The organism is Methylobacterium sp. XJLW, assembly GCF_003254375.1.
In the GTDB taxonomy this organism is placed as follows: Bacteria; Pseudomonadota; Alphaproteobacteria; order Rhizobiales; family Beijerinckiaceae; genus Methylobacterium; species Methylobacterium fujisawaense.
The window spans coordinates 190,844-209,080 of the sequence record NZ_CP016429.1; the positions used below are offsets into that span (position 1 = coordinate 190,844).

The 18,237-nt window shown below is 65.5% G+C and carries 10 protein-coding genes and 1 pseudogene; 10 read left to right on the forward strand and 1 reads right to left on the reverse strand.

What is annotated here, in order from left to right:
- Positions 1-101: 101 nt before the first annotated feature.
- From A3862_RS00880 to A3862_RS00920, 10 genes and pseudogenes are all read left to right on the forward strand, one after another.
- Positions 102-1,628, forward strand: coding sequence for an ATPase domain-containing protein (locus tag A3862_RS00880; protein WP_043755223.1), 1,527 nt, complete (start codon positions 102-104; stop codon positions 1,626-1,628).
- A complete protein-coding gene (locus A3862_RS00885) occupies positions 1,628-3,682 on the forward strand; it encodes an ATP-binding protein (protein ID WP_043755219.1) in 2,055 nt (684 codons plus the stop codon). Before A3862_RS00880 ends, A3862_RS00885 begins: the two co-directional genes overlap by 1 nt.
- 105 nt (positions 3,683-3,787) lie before the next feature.
- A pseudogene (locus tag A3862_RS32550) lies at positions 3,788-4,231 on the forward strand (PAS domain S-box protein); the annotation flags it as partial.
- A 52-nt stretch (positions 4,232-4,283) separates the two neighbouring features.
- Entirely contained in the window at positions 4,284-4,652 is a 369-nt protein-coding gene (locus tag A3862_RS31890) for a hypothetical protein (RefSeq protein ID WP_236961648.1), read from the forward strand.
- Between the two features lie 104 nt (positions 4,653-4,756).
- On the forward strand, positions 4,757-5,110 hold the full coding sequence (locus tag A3862_RS00895; protein WP_043755216.1) for a response regulator transcription factor: 354 nt from the start codon (positions 4,757-4,759) through the stop codon (positions 5,108-5,110).
- Between the two features lie 141 nt (positions 5,111-5,251).
- The gene (locus tag A3862_RS00900) at positions 5,252-5,482 is read left to right on the forward strand and encodes a hypothetical protein (RefSeq protein WP_124262911.1); all 231 of its coding nucleotides are present in this window, start codon (positions 5,252-5,254) and stop codon (positions 5,480-5,482) included.
- 494 nt (positions 5,483-5,976) lie between these two features.
- Entirely contained in the window at positions 5,977-6,210 is a 234-nt protein-coding gene (locus A3862_RS00905; RefSeq protein ID WP_043382083.1) for a hypothetical protein, read from the forward strand.
- 122 nt (positions 6,211-6,332) lie between these two features.
- Positions 6,333-6,776: a hypothetical protein gene (locus A3862_RS00910; RefSeq protein ID WP_052083515.1), complete on the forward strand. Its 444-nt coding sequence runs from the start codon at positions 6,333-6,335 to the stop codon at positions 6,774-6,776.
- Between the two features lie 257 nt (positions 6,777-7,033).
- Complete coding sequence (locus tag A3862_RS00915) at positions 7,034-12,847, forward strand: HAMP domain-containing protein (RefSeq protein ID WP_111473139.1); 5,814 nt, start codon at positions 7,034-7,036, stop codon at positions 12,845-12,847.
- Positions 12,844-14,916: a response regulator gene (locus A3862_RS00920; protein ID WP_111473140.1), complete on the forward strand. Its 2,073-nt coding sequence runs from the start codon at positions 12,844-12,846 to the stop codon at positions 14,914-14,916. Before A3862_RS00915 ends, A3862_RS00920 begins: the two co-directional genes overlap by 4 nt.
- A gap of 240 nt (positions 14,917-15,156) precedes the next feature.
- Here the strand turns inward: A3862_RS00920 and A3862_RS00925 are convergent, their stop codons facing one another.
- Positions 15,157-17,811 (reverse strand): MHYT domain-containing protein, encoded by a 2,655-nt coding sequence (locus A3862_RS00925; RefSeq protein WP_111473141.1) that lies wholly within the window; start codon positions 17,809-17,811, stop codon positions 15,157-15,159.
- Positions 17,812-18,237: the final 426 nt, after the last annotated feature.

The window sequence follows — 18,237 nt, forward strand, 5'->3', positions numbered from 1 at the left end:
GTGCGCAGAGGCGGCGCGCCGGGAGCCGTTGCGCGACCAGGAGCGTTCTGCGTGGGAAAACGTTGAAGCAATAATCTGGATAGGCGCGACGCATCAGTATCATGGCAGAAGACAGTTCCGGCTCCGCCACACCGCGCGGCGTTCACGGGCGCATATCCACCGGCGTTCCCGGCCTCGACGAGGTCCTGTGCGGTGGCCTCACGCAGGATCGACTATACTTGCTCGAGGGCACACCGGGCACCGGCAAGACTACACTCTCACTGCAGTTCCTGCTCGACGGCGCCGCGCGTGGTGAGCGCGGCCTCTACGTCACACTATCCGAGAACAAAGATGAGCTGTGTGCTGCAGCCGCCTCGCACGGCTGGTCGCTCGACGGCATCGAGATCTACGAACTCGTCAACGAGTTCGGCCTCGATCCCGACAGCGAGCAGTCGATCCTGCACCCGTCGGAGATCGAGCTGGGCGAGACCGTCAGGGACGTCATTGCTCGCGTCGACGATTTGAAGCCGGCGCGGGTCGTCTTCGACAGCCTGTCCGAGCTGCGCCTGCTGGCCCAGAATCCGCTGCGCTATCGTCGTCAGATCCTGGCCCTCAAACAATATTTCGCCCGACGCAGCTGCACCGTTCTCATGCTCGACGACCGCACGTCGGAGCCGGGTGACCAGCAACTTCACAGCATCGCCCACGGGGTGATCTCGCTGGAGCAGGCACCGCGCGAGTTCGGCTCCGAGCGCCGTCGGCTGCGCATCGTCAAGATGCGCGGCATCAAGTTCCGCGGCGGCTATCATGACTTCGCCCTCGACACCGGCGGTCTGACGGTCTTTCCTCGCCTCGTCGCCGCCGAGCACCACGCGACGTTCGATCCGACCGCCGCCTCGACCGGGTCCAACGAGCTCGATCTGCTGCTCGGCGGCGGCTTGGTGCCCGGCACCAATACCCTGCTGATCGGCCCGTCGGGAGTCGGGAAGACCACGACGGCGCTCGGGTGCATGCTGGCCGCCTTGGAGCGGGGTGAGTCGGCGACCTACTTCCTGTTCGACGAGGGGCTCGCCACCCTGCTCGCCCGTTCCGCGATGCTCAACATGAACCTGTCCCCGCACATAGAGGCGGGCCGGCTGACGATCACCCAAATTGACCCGGCGGAACTCGCTCCGGGTGAGTTCGCCACCCATGTTCGGCATGCGGTGGAGAAGCGCCGCTCCAGGTTCGTCGTCATCGACAGTCTGAACGCCTACCTGCACGCGATGCCGGGCGAGGAATTCCTCATCCTGCAGATGCACGAGCTTCTGAACTACCTGAATCAGCAGGGCGTCACGACGCTGCTGGTTCTCGGACAGCACGGCATCATCGGTGATGTCCAGACCGACGTCGACCTCAGCTATCTCAGTGACGGCATCCTGCTGTTCCGGTTCTTCGAGGCGAAGGGAGAGGTCCGCACCGCCGTTTCTGTGGTGAAGAGCCGGGTGAATGCGCATGAGCGCACGATCCGTGAGTTGAAGCTCACGAGTCAGGGGCTGCGGGTCGGCTCGGCCCTGGACGACTTCCAAGGTGTGCTCACGGGGCTGCCCTCTTACCGAGGGAGAGTCGCGCTGTTGCCGGACGACGCTCCCCTCGGAAGCCAAGCTTGATGCCTCAGCCGCCGGATCACGAAGGGCGCGTCCTCGTCCTGGCGCCGCGCGGGCGTGACGCGGCGGTGATCGCGCAGGTGCTCGACCGCGTCGGCACGCCGACCGAGGTCTGTGCCGACGTGTCGGATTGCGTGACGGGCCTGAAGGCGGGGGCCGGAGCCGCTTTGGTCACCGAGGAGGTGCTCGCCGGGGCGGATACGGGAGCCTTATTCGCCTGGCTCGACGCGCAGCCCGCTTGGTCCGACTTCCCGTTCATCGTCCTGGCGACGCGGCAGACAGGCCGCCGGTCGGAATCCGCCGCCGGCATCCTCGCGCGGATCGGAAACGTCGTCCTGCTGGAACGCCCGATTAATGCCGAGACCCTGATCAGTGCCGCCGAATCGGCGCTGCGGGCGCGCCGGCGCCAGTATCAGGTGCGCAGCCTCCTGGCCGGTCGTGAACGGACGCAGGAGCACTTGCGCCTCCTCAACGAGGGTCTCGAACGGCGGGTTGCCGAGCGGACCCGCGAGGTCGAGGCCGCCCGGGAGACCCTGGCCTTCGCCCTCGAAGCGGCCGGCATGGGCTCGTGGGACCTCGATCTCGCGAACGGAACCTCCCGTCATTCCCCGCGCTTCGATGCCATCTTCGGGTATTCTGACCCGTGTCCATCGTGGACCCGAGGCACGTTTCTCGCCCATGTCGTCGAGGAGGACCGTCCCGCGGTCGAGCAGGCGTTCTCGGCCATCCCGGAGACCGGCCGGATCGACCTGGAATGCCGCATCACGCGCCAGGACGGCGCCGGGCGCTGGGTCGCGGCGAAAGGGCAGGTCACATACGACGCGTCCGGCGTACCGACCCGCATTGCCGGGATCTTGGTGGATCGAACCGACCAGCGCATCACCGAGGACGCGCTGCGCCAGGCACAGAAGATGGAAGCCATCGGTCAGCTGACCGGCGGCGTGGCCCACGACTTCAACAACCTCCTCACCGTCATCGTCGGCGGCCTCGACATGATGCTTCGCCGGCCCGAGCAGACCGACCGCGTGAAGCGGCTGGCCGAGGCGGCGATGAGCGCAGCCCGGCGCGGCGAGCAGCTCACGCAGCAGCTCCTGGCCTTCTCCCGCCGGCAGATGCTGCGGCCACAGACGCTCAACCCGAACCGCCTGCTGCTCGACTTCAGACCGCTGGCCGAACGGGCGGCCACGGGTGCCGTCGAGCTGGTGTTCAACCTCGACCCGGCGCTCGATCCGATCCGCATCGATCCGGCACAATTCGAGGCGGCGGTGCTGAACCTGATCGTGAACGCCCGCGACGCCATTGAGGGCCGCGACGGCCACGCCCGCATCGCGGTCGTGAGCCGCAACGTCCACCTTGGCACCGCGGCCGTCGCCGACCAGGGGGTGCCCCCAGGGCCCTACGTGGTCGTATCGGTCAGCGACACCGGCAGCGGCATTCCACCCGACGCGCTCCAGCGTGTATTCGAGCCGTTCTTCACCACCAAGGAGGTCGGCAAGGGAACGGGGCTCGGCCTGTCCCAGGTCTACGGCTTCACGCGCAGCGCCAAGGGCTTTGCTCAGATCGAGTCCGAGATCGGCTCGGGCACAACGGTCAACCTGTACTTTCCGCGTTCGACCGACCCGGCCGGCGATGAGACGGGCGCCGCTTCGGCGAGCTCGATCCCGCTGCGCCGCGCCGGCGAGGGCGAGACGGTTCTGTTGGTCGAGGACGACGAGCAGGTGCTCGGGATGGCTGTCGAGAGCCTGGAGGAGCTGCGCTACCGGGTCATCATCGCTCGAAACGCCGTCGAGGCTCTTGAGCACCTTCGCGGCGTGGAGCGGATCGACATTCTGTTTTCCGACGTCGTGATGCCGGGCGGGATGAACGGATCACAGCTGGCGGTCGAGGCACAGAAGCTTCGGCCAAGTGTCAAGGTCCTGCTCACATCAGGCTACGTCGCAAACCTCGACGAGGGTCAGGTCATCGGTCGAGGCGAGATGCCGGTCCTGAACAAGCCCTACCGCCGCGACGAGCTCGCCCGCTCGCTGCGCCTGGTCCTGGGGGGAGAGGGACGTTGACGCGACACCGAGGACGATCTGGTTTGTTAGAGGCTTTGCACAATGAAGAGCGCGAGGGAGATACACTCTGCGCCGGGAGTATAGGCATCAGACTCTGAGCCTGTCATGTTCGGGGTTCGGCGCGCGCATTCGACCGATCTCGCCGCGTTCGAAGCTCTGCTGTATTCTAACAACCGACTTGCTCGGGCCGACACCATCGCGCGTGTTCGCTGCTCCGGCGGGATCTACGGCGTGGATTACAGGATCGTTCATCCCGGCGGGCAGATCCGCCGGTTGCGCTCGCGCGGGCGCGTGCAGGTAGACGAGGAGGGCCAGCCGGTCCGGCACCGCGGCGTGGTTTTCGACATCGACGCGTACAAGCGCGCCGAAGAGGAGCAGAAGACGGTCGAGGCGCAAGTGCGGACGCGCGAGGCGCGCCTGTACGCCATCCCCGACACGATGACTGAAGGCATGATCGTCGTCGACGAACGCGGCATCATCCCTTCGTTCAACCCTGCTGCCGAGCGCATCTTCGGCTACCGGTCGGCCGAGATCGTGGGTCGGAAGATCAGTCTGGTGCTGCCGGAGCCGGATCGCGACCGATCCTATGCGGCCTGTCGTCATGGTGACGGGGCAGGAAGATCCGTCGCGCGCGGTCGAGGCGATGAAGCTCGGGGCCTGCGACTTCAGCGAGAAACCGTTCGACGAGAGAGCCCTTATACGACTTTTGCGCGCCACCCTGGAACGCGGCTGCGTGACCGAGACGGGGTCGAACACGCGGCGAGTGCACATCCGCCGGATCGCCGAGTGCGAGCGACACGTTCTGGACCACTTGGTCGGCGGGGACACCAACCAGGAAATCGGTCGCGTGCTCGACTTCAGCCCGCGCCTGGTCGGGATTGATCGGGCGAAGCGCATCACCAAAACGCAGGCGGCCCACCGACAGAAGCTGGTGCGTTGGTGGATGCTGAGCGGTCTCCGGTGGGTTTGATCCTCCGCAATTCGACGGAACCGCGGAAGTGGCAGCGTCATTTCCCGCTCTATGGTGCCAGTCGAGTTGGTAGGCGAACGGACCCTGTCTTCCAGGATAGCGTCATGCCGATCTTCATCGTGGACGACGATGCCGCCATTTTAAGTTCAGCACGGTTCATGCTGGAGGGCGAAGGTTACACGGTCGCCACGTTCGAGTCGGGCAGCAAGCTGATCGCCGCATTTCCGCAGGCGAAACCGTGCTGCATCGTGATCGACTACGTGCTGCCGGACATGACGGGGCTGGATGCCTATGAACGCGTGCGGTCTTCGGGCGGGACCGCTCCGGTGATCATCATCACAGGCCATCCGAGCGCCGCGATCCGCGAGAAGGTGCGGCAGGCTGGCTTGCCGCTGGTCGAAAAGGCCTTCGTCGAGGACCTGCTCAGCGCCATCGAGGCGATAGGTCCGCTGCATTGACCATACGTTCTTGGACGGAGGCTGGACGGCGAGCAGAACGTCATTCTGGGGCAAGGGAAAACCAGATCTATTGGTGCCTGTTCGGATCAGGGACCGCAATGCGCGAGTGAATCCTTCCGGCACCTGATGGCCGAGCGCGGCATGGACTGCTTCATGCGCCGGTCGGGCGATGCGTGGGACCGCGCGACCAAGGAAGGCCGTTTCTCGTCGCTGACGATCGCGCGCACGGCCCCGAGGACCGACTGCACGCGGCACGAGGCGCCCGCGGATGTGTTCGATGACATCGAGCGCTTCTATAGCCCGACAAGGCGGCTCTCGACCTTGGGCTGTCTCGAACCTGTCGAATTCCAGTACCATGCTCGATTTGCTTAAGATGTTATCTGTCGAACCGGCTACAGGCTAATTTACGGACGGCGCACAGGCTCGCCAAGTCATCGCGATTTGGTCAACGGACACACTCCATAGGCAGCCAAATCGGTCGGATTGCTTCTGATCCCGGCGCGATTCTGCGGCGTCCTCACCGTATTCCAGCTGAAAAACTCGGCCGCGCCGATCCCCAATCCGCTTGCCGGCTCCAGGGCCACTGAGGTTTCGCCGACGTCGTCCTTACAGGCGGAACGCGATGCGGGCGCTACTTGAAGTAATTATGCTTCCGCTCCGTGAACACCGACGCAGATATTTTGCATCGCTTTCCCATGTTGCCGCGTTCTATTAACAAGCGAACCGGTATTCCGGTACGATTTCTGACATGAAGGAGGCGCGAATGCTGCGCGGTGGAATGCTGTGGTTGCTGGGGATCCCGCTGCCAATTATCCTGCTGTTGTGGTTCTTAGGCGTGCTCCACTGAGCGCCGGTGGGCCAGCATCATGCCCTACACAGTCGAGATCACAACGCTCGCGGCGCAGGTCGACGGCGAGGAACGGCCAGCAAGGCTGTACCAGTTGCCCGACCCCTTCAGCACGCTGGCCGAAGCCAAGGAAGCCGCTGTCACCCACATAGCGGGGCTCGGGCTCGATCCTTCCTGTGTCCTCTACAACGTGTTCGACCGCGAGGGCTTCACGGTGGCATCCAATGCTGAACAGATGGCAGGGTCCGGGTGACGTCAAAGCCGCTGGCCAGCACCGCTATGCTGGTGAGGAGCTGGGCCTATCAGAAGTAAGCGTTTGGAGACGCGTCTTCCTGAGCAAAACCCGCTGGACGGCGCGTAAACGCCTTTTCGCTCATGGCCGACGACGCGTGCGCCGACGACGGGGTGCTGGAGACGGTGCAGCGGGCCTGGACGCGCCAGGATGACGTCACGCCAAGCTCGAACTTGGAGGCGCGGCTCTGCACCATCAGCCACAATCCGTTTCATGCGGCGTGCCGCGAGCGCAGGCGCGTGATCGGAAATGTGGACGGCTCCGTTACGACTCAGCGCGCCGCGCCCGCGGCCCACGAGCACCGCTCCGATCTGCCGACCGTCCGGTCGCCCATCGGTCAGCTGCCTGAGATGTGGCGCGGGGGTCTGCTGCTCGTGAGCGCGCGAGACTTAACCTATGAGGCGGCCGCCGAAGTGATGGGCTGTCAAACCGGTCCTGTGAAAAGCCGGGCGCGCCGCGCCCGGGCCTGGGGCGTTGCGAATCCTGCCGGCGAGGAGCACCTCAACTTGCGCGGGCATCCATGCTGACCTGTCCGGAGGCACCGAACCGGCCTGACACGGCCATGCCAGTGTGAGCGTATTCGTTTCTGTCAGATCTGCTCCGAAACTAGTTTTACACAGGACGAGGCTCGCGATTCGGCTTAATCCCGAGTTCCAAACGATTGAGCAACCCGCTGGGCTGAGCTCAATTGCCGTGCCACTTCGGTGGTGGTCACTCGTAGTCGCTGACGATTCGGATGGCTGACACGCTTAGCCATGCGGATCTACCCTGAGGTTGTTTCCGCATGACGCCGACTACGTCGCAGTTGGAGCCGAAGCTCCTCCTGAAGAGCCTCCGCGCCTTTCGGAAAGGTGACTTCTCGATCCGGCTGCCGCTGGATCTCACGGGCATCGATGGCGAGATCGCGGACGCGTTCAACGACATTCTCGAACTCAATCAGGGTCTCGCCCGGGAACTCGACCGGGTTGCTCGTGCCGTGGGCAAGGACGGGCGCATCGGCGAGCGTGGCAAGCTTCCGGCCGCGACCGGCGGATGGAACGACTGTGTCGACTCGGTCAACACGATGATCGGAGATCTCGTTCAACCGACCACCGAAGTGGCCCGCGTCATCGGGGCGGTCGCGAAAGGCGACCTCGGTCAGACCATGCAGATCGAGATCGAGGGCCGCCCGTTGAGGGGCGAGTTCCTCCGCATCGGCAAAGTGGTCAACACGATGGTCGACCAGCTGAACTCCTTTGCCTCGGAGGTGACCCGCGTGGCCCGGGAGGTTGGCTCGGAGGGCAAGCTCGGCGGACAGGCCAAGGTCAAGGGCGTCGGCGGAACCTGGAAGGACCTCACCGACAACGTGAACCTGATGGCGGCCAATCTGACAGGCCAAGTCCGCAATATCGCGGAGGTCACCACTGCCGTGGCCAATGGCGATCTGTCCAAGAAGATCACTGTCGATGTGAAAGGTGAGATCCTCGACCTGAAATCGACCATCAACACAATGGTCGATCAGCTCAATTCCTTCGCCTCGGAGGTCACGCGCGTTGCCAAGGAGGTGGGTTCGGAAGGCAAGCTTGGAGGCCAGGCTCAGGTCAAGGGCGTCGGTGGTGTCTGGAAGGACTTGACCGACAACGTCAACATGATGGCCGAGAATCTGACGGGCCAAGTACGTAACATCGCCGAAGTCACGACCGCGGTCGCGCGTGGCGACCTCTCCAAGAAGATCACCGTCGACGTCAAAGGCGAGATCCTGGCGCTGAAGCTGACCATCAACACGATGGTGGACCAGCTCAACTCCTTCGCCTCCGAGGTGACACGTGTCGCCCGCGAGGTCGGCACGGAGGGCAAGCTCGGCGGTCAGGCCCAGGTGGAAGGCGTCGGTGGGACCTGGAAGGACCTCACCGACAACGTGAACATGATGGCGGCCAACCTCACCGGCCAGGTGCGCAACATCGCCGACGTCACGACTGCGGTGGCCAATGGCGACCTGTCCAAGAAGATCACCGTGGACGTGCGCGGTGAGATCCTAGAGCTGAAGAACACCATCAACACGATGGTGGATCAGCTTAATTCCTTCGCCTCAGAGGTGACCCGCGTCGCGCGCGAGGTCGGCTCGGAGGGGAAGCTCGGCGGGCAGGCCCAAGTTCCTGGGGTCGCCGGTACCTGGGCCGATCTCACCGACAACGTGAACCTGATGGCCGCCAACCTCACCGGCCAGGTGCGCAACATCGCCGACGTGACCACCGCGGTGGCCAACGGCGATCTGTCCAAGAAGATCACCGTGGACGTGCGCGGCGAAATTCTGGAGCTGAAGAACACCATCAACACGATGGTGGATCAGCTCAATTCCTTCGCCTCGGAGGTAACCCGCGTCGCCAAGGAGGTCGGCTCGGAGGGGAAACTCGGCGGGCAGGCCCGCGTCGAAGGCGTGGCAGGAACCTGGGCCGATCTCACCGACAACGTGAACCTCATGGCCGCCAACCTGACCGGTCAGGTGCGCAACATCGCCGACGTGACCACCGCGGTGGCCAATGGCGACCTGTCCAAGAAGATCACCGTCGACGTGAAGGGCGAGATCCTGGAGCTGAAATCGACCATCAACACGATGGTGGATCAACTCAACTCCTTCGCCTCGGAGGTGACCCGCGTCGCCCGCGAAGTCGGCACGGAAGGCAAGCTCGGCGGGCAGGCGCAGGTCAAGGGCGTCGGCGGCGTATGGAAAGGCTTGACCGACAACGTGAACATGATGGCGGCCAATCTGACGGGCCAGGTGCGCAACATCGCCGAGGTCACAACCGCGGTGGCCAACGGCGATCTCTCCAAGAAGATCACCGTGGCCGTCGAAGGCGAGATCCTGGAATTGAAGTCGACCATCAACACGATGGTGGATCAGCTCAACTCCTTCGCCTCGGAGGTGGTCCGCGTCGCCCGCGAGGTTGGCATCGAGGGCAAGCTCGGCGGACAGGCACAGGTCCGCGGCGTCGGCGGAACCTGGAAGGATCTCACCGACAACGTCAACATGATGGCCGCGAACCTCACCGGTCAGGTGCGCAACATCGCCGACGTCACGACTGCGGTGGCCAACGGCGATCTGTCCAAGAAGATCACCGTCGACGTGAAGGGTGAGATCCTGGAGCTGAAATCGACCATCAACACGATGGTGGATCAGCTCAACTCCTTCGCCTCGGAGGTGACCCGCGTTGCCCGTGAGGTCGGCTCGGAGGGCAAGCTCGGCGGACAGGCACAGGTCCGCGGCGTCGGCGGAACCTGGAAGGACCTCACCGACAACGTGAACATGATGGCGGCCAACCTGACCGGTCAGGTCCGCGGCATCGCGGATGTCGTCACGGCGGTGGCCCAGGGCGACCTCACGCGGAAACTCTCGGTCGATGCCAAGGGCGAGATCGCCGCCCTGGCCGACACCGTCAACGAGATGATCGAGACGCTCGCCACCTTTGCCGACCAAGTCACCAACGTGGCCCGCGAGGTGGGCGTCGAAGGGAAGCTCGGCGGTCAGGCCCGGGTGCCGGGTGCCGCCGGGCTGTGGCGCGATCTCACCGACAACGTGAACCAGCTCGCGGCAAACCTGACGACCCAGGTGCGCGCCATCGCCGAAGTGGCGACGGCGGTGACGAAGGGCGACCTCGCACGCTCGATCTCGGTCGAGGCTTCCGGCGAAGTCGCCTCGTTGAAGGACAACATCAACGAGATGATCCGCAATCTGCGGGACACGACCCTCAAGAACGCCGAGCAGGACTGGCTGAAGACGAACCTCGCCAAGTTCACGCGCATGCTGCAGGGCGAGCGCGACCTCGCCACCGTCTCAAATCTGATCCTGTCCGAGATCGCGTCGCTCGTGAATGCCCAGCGCGGCGTGTTCTTCATGGTGGAGGACGATGGCGGAGAGCCGGTTCTGGATCTGATGGCGAGCTATGCCTTCACGGAGCGCAAGAACCTGTCGAACCGGTATCGCCTCCGTCAGGGTCTCGTGGGCCAATGCGCCTTCGAGAAAAAGCGCATCACCCTCACCAACGTGCCCGGCGACTACATCACCATCGGCTCGGCTCTCGGCGAGGCACCACCCCTCAACATCATCGTCCTGCCAGTCCTGTTCGAGCAGGAAGTTCGGGCAGTCATCGAGCTGGCGTCGTTCAACCGTTTCAGTGAGACCCATCAGTCCTTCCTTGACCAACTGACCGAATCCATCGGGATCGTGCTCAACACGATTGCCGCCAACATGCGGACCGAAGGTCTCCTCAAGCAGTCGCAGCTCCTGACCGGCGAATTACAGAGCCGGCAAGAGGAGCTGAAGAAGACGAACGACCGCCTTGAACTTCAGGCGGCCTCCCTGCAGCAATCCGAGGATCTGCTGAAGAGCCAGCGCGAGCGCCTGCAGCAGACCAACGAGGAGCTGGAGGAGAAGGCGCGGCTGCTCGAAATCCAGAAGCGCGAGGTCGAAGGCAAGAACCGCGAGGTCTCCGTTGCCAAGACGGCGCTGGAGGAGAAGGCCGAGCAGCTGAGCCTGACCTCGCGCTACAAGTCGCAGTTCCTGGCCAACATGAGCCACGAGCTGCGCACGCCGCTCAACAGCCTGTTGATCCTCTCGAAGCTTCTCTCCGAGAACCGCGACGGGAACCTTACGGACAAGCAGCGGGAGTTTGCCAAGACGATCAACGCAGCCGGGACCGACCTCCTGTCGCTCATCAACGACATCCTCGATCTCTCCAAGATCGAGTCCGGGACGGTGTCGCTCGAAGTCGGCGATGTCGCGCTGCAAGATCTCGTCGAGAACCTCGAAAGGACCTTCCGCCAGCTGGCCGAGGACCGCCACCTTGCCTTCGTGATCGATGTCGAGCCCGGCCTGCCGCGGTCGGTACGCACGGATTCCAAGCGCCTGCAGCAGGTTCTCCGCAACCTTCTCTCCAACGCCTTCAAATTCACCGAGACGGGCAGCGTTTCGCTCAAGATCGGCTCGGCCGAGGGGTCGCCGCTGCGCGCCGGGAGCCAGTGGATGGCCCTTTCCGTAACCGATACCGGTATCGGCATCGCTGAGGATAAGCAGCGGATCATCTTCGAGGCGTTTCAGCAGGCCGACGGGACCACGAGCCGCAAGTATGGCGGCACCGGCCTCGGCCTCGCCATCAGCCGCGAGATCGCCCGCCTGCTGGGCGGCGAGATCGTGGTCGAGAGCCGCATCGGTTCGGGCAGCACCTTCACCCTGTTCCTGCCCTTCGAACCGCCCGTTCAGGCAGTCACGGGCCGCGCATGGGAGACGGCCGCGGGGACCGGAAATGCCGCGCTGACCGGCCGCCAGCCGAACGCCGCGATGGCCCTTTCGGCCGCCGCGGACGACCGCCATGCCATCCACCCGGGGGATCATATCGTGCTCATCGTCGAGGACGACGCGATGTTCGCCTCGGTGCTGCTGGAACTTGCGCGCGAACGCGGCTTCAAAGGCTTGATCGCGCAAGACGGTGCCGGCGCGCTGAGCCTCGCCCACCGCTTCAAGCCGCACGCCATCACCCTCGATATCGGCCTGCCCGACATGGACGGCTGGGCCCTGCTCGACCTCCTGAAGAACAACTCCCGCACCCGCCACATCCCGATCCACGTCATCTCCGTCAACGACGAGAAGAAGCGCGGCCTGCGCGCCGGCGCGTTCGGCTTTCTGGAGAAGCCCGTGGAGCGCGAGGGCCTGCTGCGGGCCCTGGAGCTCTCGAAGGATTTCATCACGCGGCCCGTCCGCAACCTTCTGCTCGTCGAGGACGACGAGAACCAGCGCGCCAGCATCACGGCGCTCCTGAGCGAGGAGGACGTCAAGATTTTCGGGGTCGGCACGGCGTCGGCCGCACTGGAAGCCCTGACCGGCGGCCGGTTCGACTGTGCGATCATCGATCTCGGCTTGCCCGATATCGGTGGTTCCGAGCTGATCGAGCAGATCCGCGCCTCGCAGGACGGGGAGGAACTGCCGATCATCGTCTATACCGGTCGGGCGCTCACGCCCGCCGAAGAGCAGCAGCTGAGGCAGACCGCCTCGACGATCATCATCAAGGACACGCGCTCGTCCGAGCGACTCCTCGACGAGACCGCCCTGTTCCTGCATCGGGCCATCGCCAGCGCCCCGGCCGACGAGCAGGGTCTCGGCGATCGCAGTGACGGGGTGTCTCTCCAGGGCTGCCGGGTCATCCTGATCGACGACGACCTGCGTAACATCTTCTCGCTCACGAGCGCCCTGGAGCAGCACGGGCTTGAGGTTCTGTTCGCGGAGAACGGGCATGACGGCATCGCGCTGCTCGAATCCCATCCGAACATCGACGCGATGTTGATCGACATCATGATGCCAGGAATGGACGGCTACGAGACGATGCGCGCGATCCGGGTGCAGGGCGCCTTCCGAAGCCTGCCGCTGATCGCCGTGACCGCGAAGGCCATGAAGGGCGACCGCGAGAAGTGCCTCGAGGCGGGCGCGTCGGATTATGTCTCGAAGCCGATCGACATGGACGAGCTGCTGGCCGTGCTGCGGGTGCAGTTGGCACGACGGGGCGAGATCGCCGACGGTGTGACGCCGCTGCGCGCGGGAGCGAGAGACTTCGAGCGGCAACCCCGATGAGCCGCCGACTGGATCCCCATCCGGCTGGTCCGGACGATACCGCGGGACAGCTCGGCTTACCCACCGAGCTGGCCCCGGTCCGAGCCAAGATCCTGATCGTCGATGACGACCAGCGTAATCTGCTTGCCGCCTCTGAGATTCTAGCCGATCCCGAGACCGACTTGATTCTGGCGAACTCGCCGGAAGAAGCCCTACGCCGGGCCCTCCGGGAGGACTTCGCCCTCATTCTGCTCGACGTACAGATGCCGCGCATGGACGGCTACGAGGTGGCCGCCCTCATCCGCAGCCGCTCGCGCACATCCCGTGTCCCGATCCTGTTCCTCACGGCCCACAACAAGGACGATATCCACATCTTCCGCGGTTACTCCGCCGGCGCGGTCGATTATGTGTTCAAGCCGATCCAGCCTTTGGTGCTGAAGTCGAAGGTCGATGTCTTCGTCGATCTTTACCGCAAGACCGAAGAGATCAAGCGCAACGCGACTGCCGAGAAGCGTCTGCTCCTGGAGAACCTTCGCGTACGCGGTGAGAAACTGGAAGCCGAGCAGGCGCTGCGCAGGCGGGAAGAGCATCAGGCCGCTGTCCTGCGCGGCCTTCCCATCGCCCTCTACACCTCACCGATCGGCGTCGCCGACCGACGCCTCTACTTCACCAACGACAGCATCGCGCGCATCACCGGCTTCTCGCGCGAGACCTTCGCCACCTCCGGCCTCTGGAGCTCCCGCCTCGAAGCAGACGACCGTGAGCGGGTGTCGGCGGCGCTTTGCGCGGTCCTCGAGACCGGCGAGGTGGCTCTGGAATATCGCTGGCGCAACGCGGATGGCATGGAGCGGCACATCCTCGACCAGATCGCGGTGAACCGTGATGAGAGCGGCACGGCGGTCGAACTCTTCGGGATGTGGTTCGACGTGACGGAGCGCAAGGAACTTGAGCTCAATTTGCAGCACGCTTCGAAGCTCGAGGCAGTGGGCCGCCTAACCGGCGGGATCGCGCACGATTTCAACAACATGTTGAGCATCGTCATCGGCAATCTCGACTTGGTCAAGGGCGCGTTGCTGGGCAACGAGAAGGCGCACCGCCGCATCGAGAGCGCCATCGAGGGGGCCCATCGCTGCGCCGAACTCACCAGCCGGCTGCTGGCCTTCTCACGACGCTCCCCTCTCCAGCCGAAGGCGCTGACCTTCGCGAACTTCATTCCTGGCCTGATCAAGCTTCTGGAGCGCACGCTCGGCGAGCGGATCACGATCTCCGCGGATCTGGAGGCGGGACTGCCGGAAGTCTGTGTCGATCACGCTCAGTTCGAGGCCGCTCTCATCAACCTCGCGGTGAATGCCCGGGACGCGATGCCGAATGGAGGGACATTGGACATCCGCATCAGGCGCCGGGACCCCACTGGGCCGGAGGGGGTCGAGGACGTGCGTTTCATAGAGATCACGGTCGCCGACTCGGGCACGGGGATGTCACCTGATGTTCTGGCGCGCGTCTTCGAACCCTTCTTCACGACGAAGGAGGTCGGCAAAGGCACGGGCCTCGGTCTGAGCATGGTCTACGGCTTCGTGCAGCAGAGCGGCGGGACCATCGTTGTCGACAGCACGCCGCATCAAGGCACCCGTTTCCTCGTCACGATGCCCGTGCTCGCTGAAGGAAGTCCCAGATCGGAAGAATGCGCTGCGGGTGCGACGAACGAGCCGCCGAATCCGATGAATGGTGCGGGTAGGGCCGTGCTTGTCGTCGAGGACGACGCCGATGTTCGCTCGACCGTTGTCTCGACCCTCGAGGCCCTCGCGTTCGAGGTGCTCAGTGCGCATGATGCCAGCGAGGCTCTGCGCGTTCTGCGGAGGGAGGCGAATATCTGCCTCGTTTTCAGCGACGTGAACATGCCCGGCACGATGAACGGCATCGAGCTCGGACACATCATCCGGCAGCAATGGCCACACATGCAGATCCTGCTGGCCTCCGGTTACCTTCGGGAAGGTCAGGATGCCAATGACTTCCCCTTGCTGCAGAAACCATTCCGTGCGGACGACTTGATTGACAACCTGCGGGAGCTGCTTGGCAACGCGCGGGGGTGAAGCTTTCTCGATCGCGCCCGAGAGAATCGACAGCGGAACGCGTGCCGATCGCAGACAGGCGCGGCGATTTTGCCCGGCAGAGATCCCCGGGATCTGTGGAGATCCGCCGTCCCCGCGTATCGGCACAGGGCTGCCGGCGTTCGGGTTCCCGGTAAGACGGCCAGCGGTGCCCCAAGACGGTGCGTGCGAACGTCACCCGGGCGACGCCGGTTGTCGAGGGATGGACGCGCGGCCTGTCGATCAGCCGTCCGTCGCACGCACCGGGATGGACGGGTTCAGTCGGCCGAGCCGGCCGACTTCCGCGGCAACGTCCTGCAAGCTGGCGTCACCCTTGCGCAAGATCCGGTCGGCGGCAGACAGATCATGACGCTCTTCCTCCGAGACGTCGCGGGCACTCAGGACGACCACCGGAACTTCGTCGCCGCCTGGCATTGCCCGCAGGGCGCGCAGGAATGCGAAGCCGTCCATCACCGGCATGGTCAGGTCGAGGAGCACGAGCCCCGGGCGCGCCGCGCGCACGCTGGCCAGGGCCTCGGCCCCGTCGCCGGCCTCCCGAACCGCGAACCCCTGGCGCCCCAGCACGGTGCGGAGCCGGCGCCGCATCTCGGCGTCGTCATCCACCACCAGCACGTCGCCCGCGCCGGCGCCGATCCGGTCGAGCACCCCCTTCAGGCGGCTCCAGTCCACCGGCTTCGGAAGCGAACCGGCCGCCCCGAGCGCGGCCCCGAGTGCGGCATCGGCCACGAAGCTGACCATGATCACCGGGATGTCCCGGGTGGCCTCGTCGCGCTTCAGCGCGGCGAGCACGGCCCAGCCGTCCATCTCCGGCATCATCACGTCGAGCAGCACCGCGACGGGCTGCAACTGGCGTGCGAGTTCGAGACCCGACCGTCCGTCGACCGCAGCCTGGGCCGAAAAGCCCTGGCGGGCCAGGAAGCGGATCATCAGCTCGCGCTGGCTGGACTCGTCGTCGACGACCAGAACCAGACCGCGCGTGCCGTCCGCCGTGCCACCGTGAAGGGCCGGAGGATGCCCATCCGCGATCTCGGGCCCGGGCATGGTCGCCGGCAGTGTGAGGGTGAAGGTCGTGCCCCGACCTTCGGCGCTGTCCGCGGAGACGTCGCCGCCCATCAGATTGGCGAAGGCCTTGGTCAGGGCCAAGCCCAGTCCCGTGCCGCCGTATTTGCGCGTCGTCGATTCGTCGGCCTGCACGAACCTCTGGAACAGCCCGGCGAGCTGCTCGGGCGTCATGCCGATGCCGGTATCCGACACGGCGAAGGTCAGCCGGTCACCGTGGGGTCCGGGCTCGCGCCGGACCCGCAACGTCACGGTCCCACCCTCGGTGAACTTGGCGGCGTTGCCGAGCAGATTGAACAGGCACTGGCGCAGTTTCACCGCGTCGGTCTGTGCATGGCCGAGGTCCGGAGCAAGGTCGAGGACGAGGCGGTTGCCCTTCTTGGCCACGAGACCCTCGACGGTCGCGGCGGCGTCTCGCACGAAGGCCTCGACGGCGACGTCCTCGGCCAGGACGTCCATCTTCTCGGCCTCGACCTTCGAGAGGTCGAGGACGTCGTTGATCAGCCCGAGAAGGTGCTGGGCGTTCGAGCGGATCTTTCCGAGATCGGCCTGGAACGTGTCCTGCCCGAGATCCTCCGCCTCCTCCTGAAGCATCTCGGCGTAGCCGATGACCGCCGAGAGCGGCGTGCGCAGCTCGTGGCTCATGTTGGCGAGGAACGCGCTCTTGGCGCGGTTGGCGGCTTCGGCCGCATCCCGGGCATCCCGCAAGGCGGCCTCGTGGGCGTGACGGGCGCTGACATCCGCGTGGACGCCGACCCATTCGCGGATCGCCCCGTCCGCATCCCGCACGGGCACGGCGCGCACCGCGTAGTGCCGCCAGCTGCCATTCGATGCGCGGACGCGGTGTTCCACGGCGTAGGCGCCGCCCGTCCGGGACGCCTCCTGCCAGATCCGGTTCGTCTCGGGGAAATCCTCCGGGTGGATCGCTTTCGCCCAGCCGCGACCGCGATACTCAGCGAAGGTATGGCCCGTGATCTGCTCCCAGCCCGGCTGCTCCTCGATGAAGTCGCCTGCAGCGTTCGTCGTCCACATCACGCCATCGACGGCCCGGACCGCGGAGCGGAAGCGCGCTTCGCTGACGTGTAGGCGCCGCTGGGTGCGCCGCTGGTCGAACGAACCCGCCATCATCGCCAGGAACAGGACGACGAAGGTGATACCGGCCACCGCCAGGGCGAGATCCTGCTGGCCAGTGGACAGGACGGCCGCGTGGGCCGGGTGAGCACCCGCCTCCTCGGCTGTGAAGGTCGCGGCGGCCATGCCGGTGTAGTGCATGCCGGCGACCGCCAGCCCCATGACGCCGGCGGCCATGAGCCTCTGCCAGGGGCGGTTGCGCCGGAAGGTGAGCCACAGGGCGGCGGTCGATGCGGTGACGGCGATGGCGACCGACGCCGCGACGATGCGCGGGTCGTAGGCCAGGTTCCCCGGGACCCGCATCGCGGCCATGCCGGTATAGTGCATGGCCGCCACGCCCAGGCCCATCGCCGAGCCCGCGACGAGCAGCGGAGCGGTGGCGATGCCTTCCCGCGCCACCCAGGCAAAGGCCGCGGCCGTGCTGCCCACAGCGATCAACAGCGACAGGACGGTCGTGCCGAGGTCGTACCGCGCCGGCATGCCCATCTCGAAGGCAAGCATCCCGACGAAATGCATGGCCCAGATGCCACCGCCCATGGCGAACGCGGCGGCTGCGGCCCAGGCCCAGCGCGGACCGGAATCGGGCTGGCGGATGCGCGCTCCGAGGTCGAGCGCCGCATAGGATGCGAACACCGCGATCACGATGGAGAGCGCCACAAGGGCCGGGCTGTAGCCGGTATGGATCATACGAGGATCGATCAGGGAGAGGTCGGGCGTCGGGCGCTCGGGAGGACGGACGAATCTGCGGGCGGCGACGGAGCGTGTCCACTCACCGATGCGTTTGGCTTCGGTATCCGCCCGCGCGGGACGCCGATAGCGTGGCATTGTCGCGCGACGACCGCGGTAAAGAGGTCAGCTCAGGCCTCCCGCGAGCCCGAATCCCATTCCGGGGATGAGAGATCGGGGTCGGCTCACGCATGTAGCTGGGCCCGCCCACGCTGGCGGACCGTGACGGGCACCCCTCATGCACCGACGCGGACGAAAGATTCACGCAGCGCGTGGCGCGTGCGACTCCGGGCGACGGTCGTGCCCATATCGTCCCAGGGCAGGATCGCCGATCAGCGCGCGTCCGGATCCCGTCAGCACCGTGGGCATGGCCGAGCGGAGTCGGGG

Excerpts from the sequence above, each read along its gene's own strand:
- A3862_RS00880 (WP_043755223.1), top strand. The coding sequence starts at position 102 with ATGGCAGAAGACAGTTCCGGCTCCGCCACACCGCGCGGCGTTCACGGG.
- A3862_RS00885 (WP_043755219.1), top strand. The coding sequence starts at position 1,628 with ATGCCTCAGCCGCCGGATCACGAAGGGCGCGTCCTCGTCCTGGCGCCG.
- A3862_RS31890 (WP_236961648.1), top strand. The coding sequence starts at position 4,284 with ATGGTGACGGGGCAGGAAGATCCGTCGCGCGCGGTCGAGGCGATGAAG.
- A3862_RS00895 (WP_043755216.1), top strand. The coding sequence starts at position 4,757 with ATGCCGATCTTCATCGTGGACGACGATGCCGCCATTTTAAGTTCAGCA.
- A3862_RS00900 (WP_124262911.1), top strand. The coding sequence starts at position 5,252 with ATGGACTGCTTCATGCGCCGGTCGGGCGATGCGTGGGACCGCGCGACC.
- A3862_RS00905 (WP_043382083.1), top strand. The coding sequence starts at position 5,977 with ATGCCCTACACAGTCGAGATCACAACGCTCGCGGCGCAGGTCGACGGC.
- A3862_RS00910 (WP_052083515.1), top strand. The coding sequence starts at position 6,333 with ATGGCCGACGACGCGTGCGCCGACGACGGGGTGCTGGAGACGGTGCAG.
- A3862_RS00915 (WP_111473139.1), top strand. The coding sequence starts at position 7,034 with ATGACGCCGACTACGTCGCAGTTGGAGCCGAAGCTCCTCCTGAAGAGC.
- A3862_RS00920 (WP_111473140.1), top strand. The coding sequence starts at position 12,844 with ATGAGCCGCCGACTGGATCCCCATCCGGCTGGTCCGGACGATACCGCG.
- A3862_RS00925 (WP_111473141.1), bottom strand. The coding sequence starts at position 17,811 with ATGATCCATACCGGCTACAGCCCGGCCCTTGTGGCGCTCTCCATCGTG.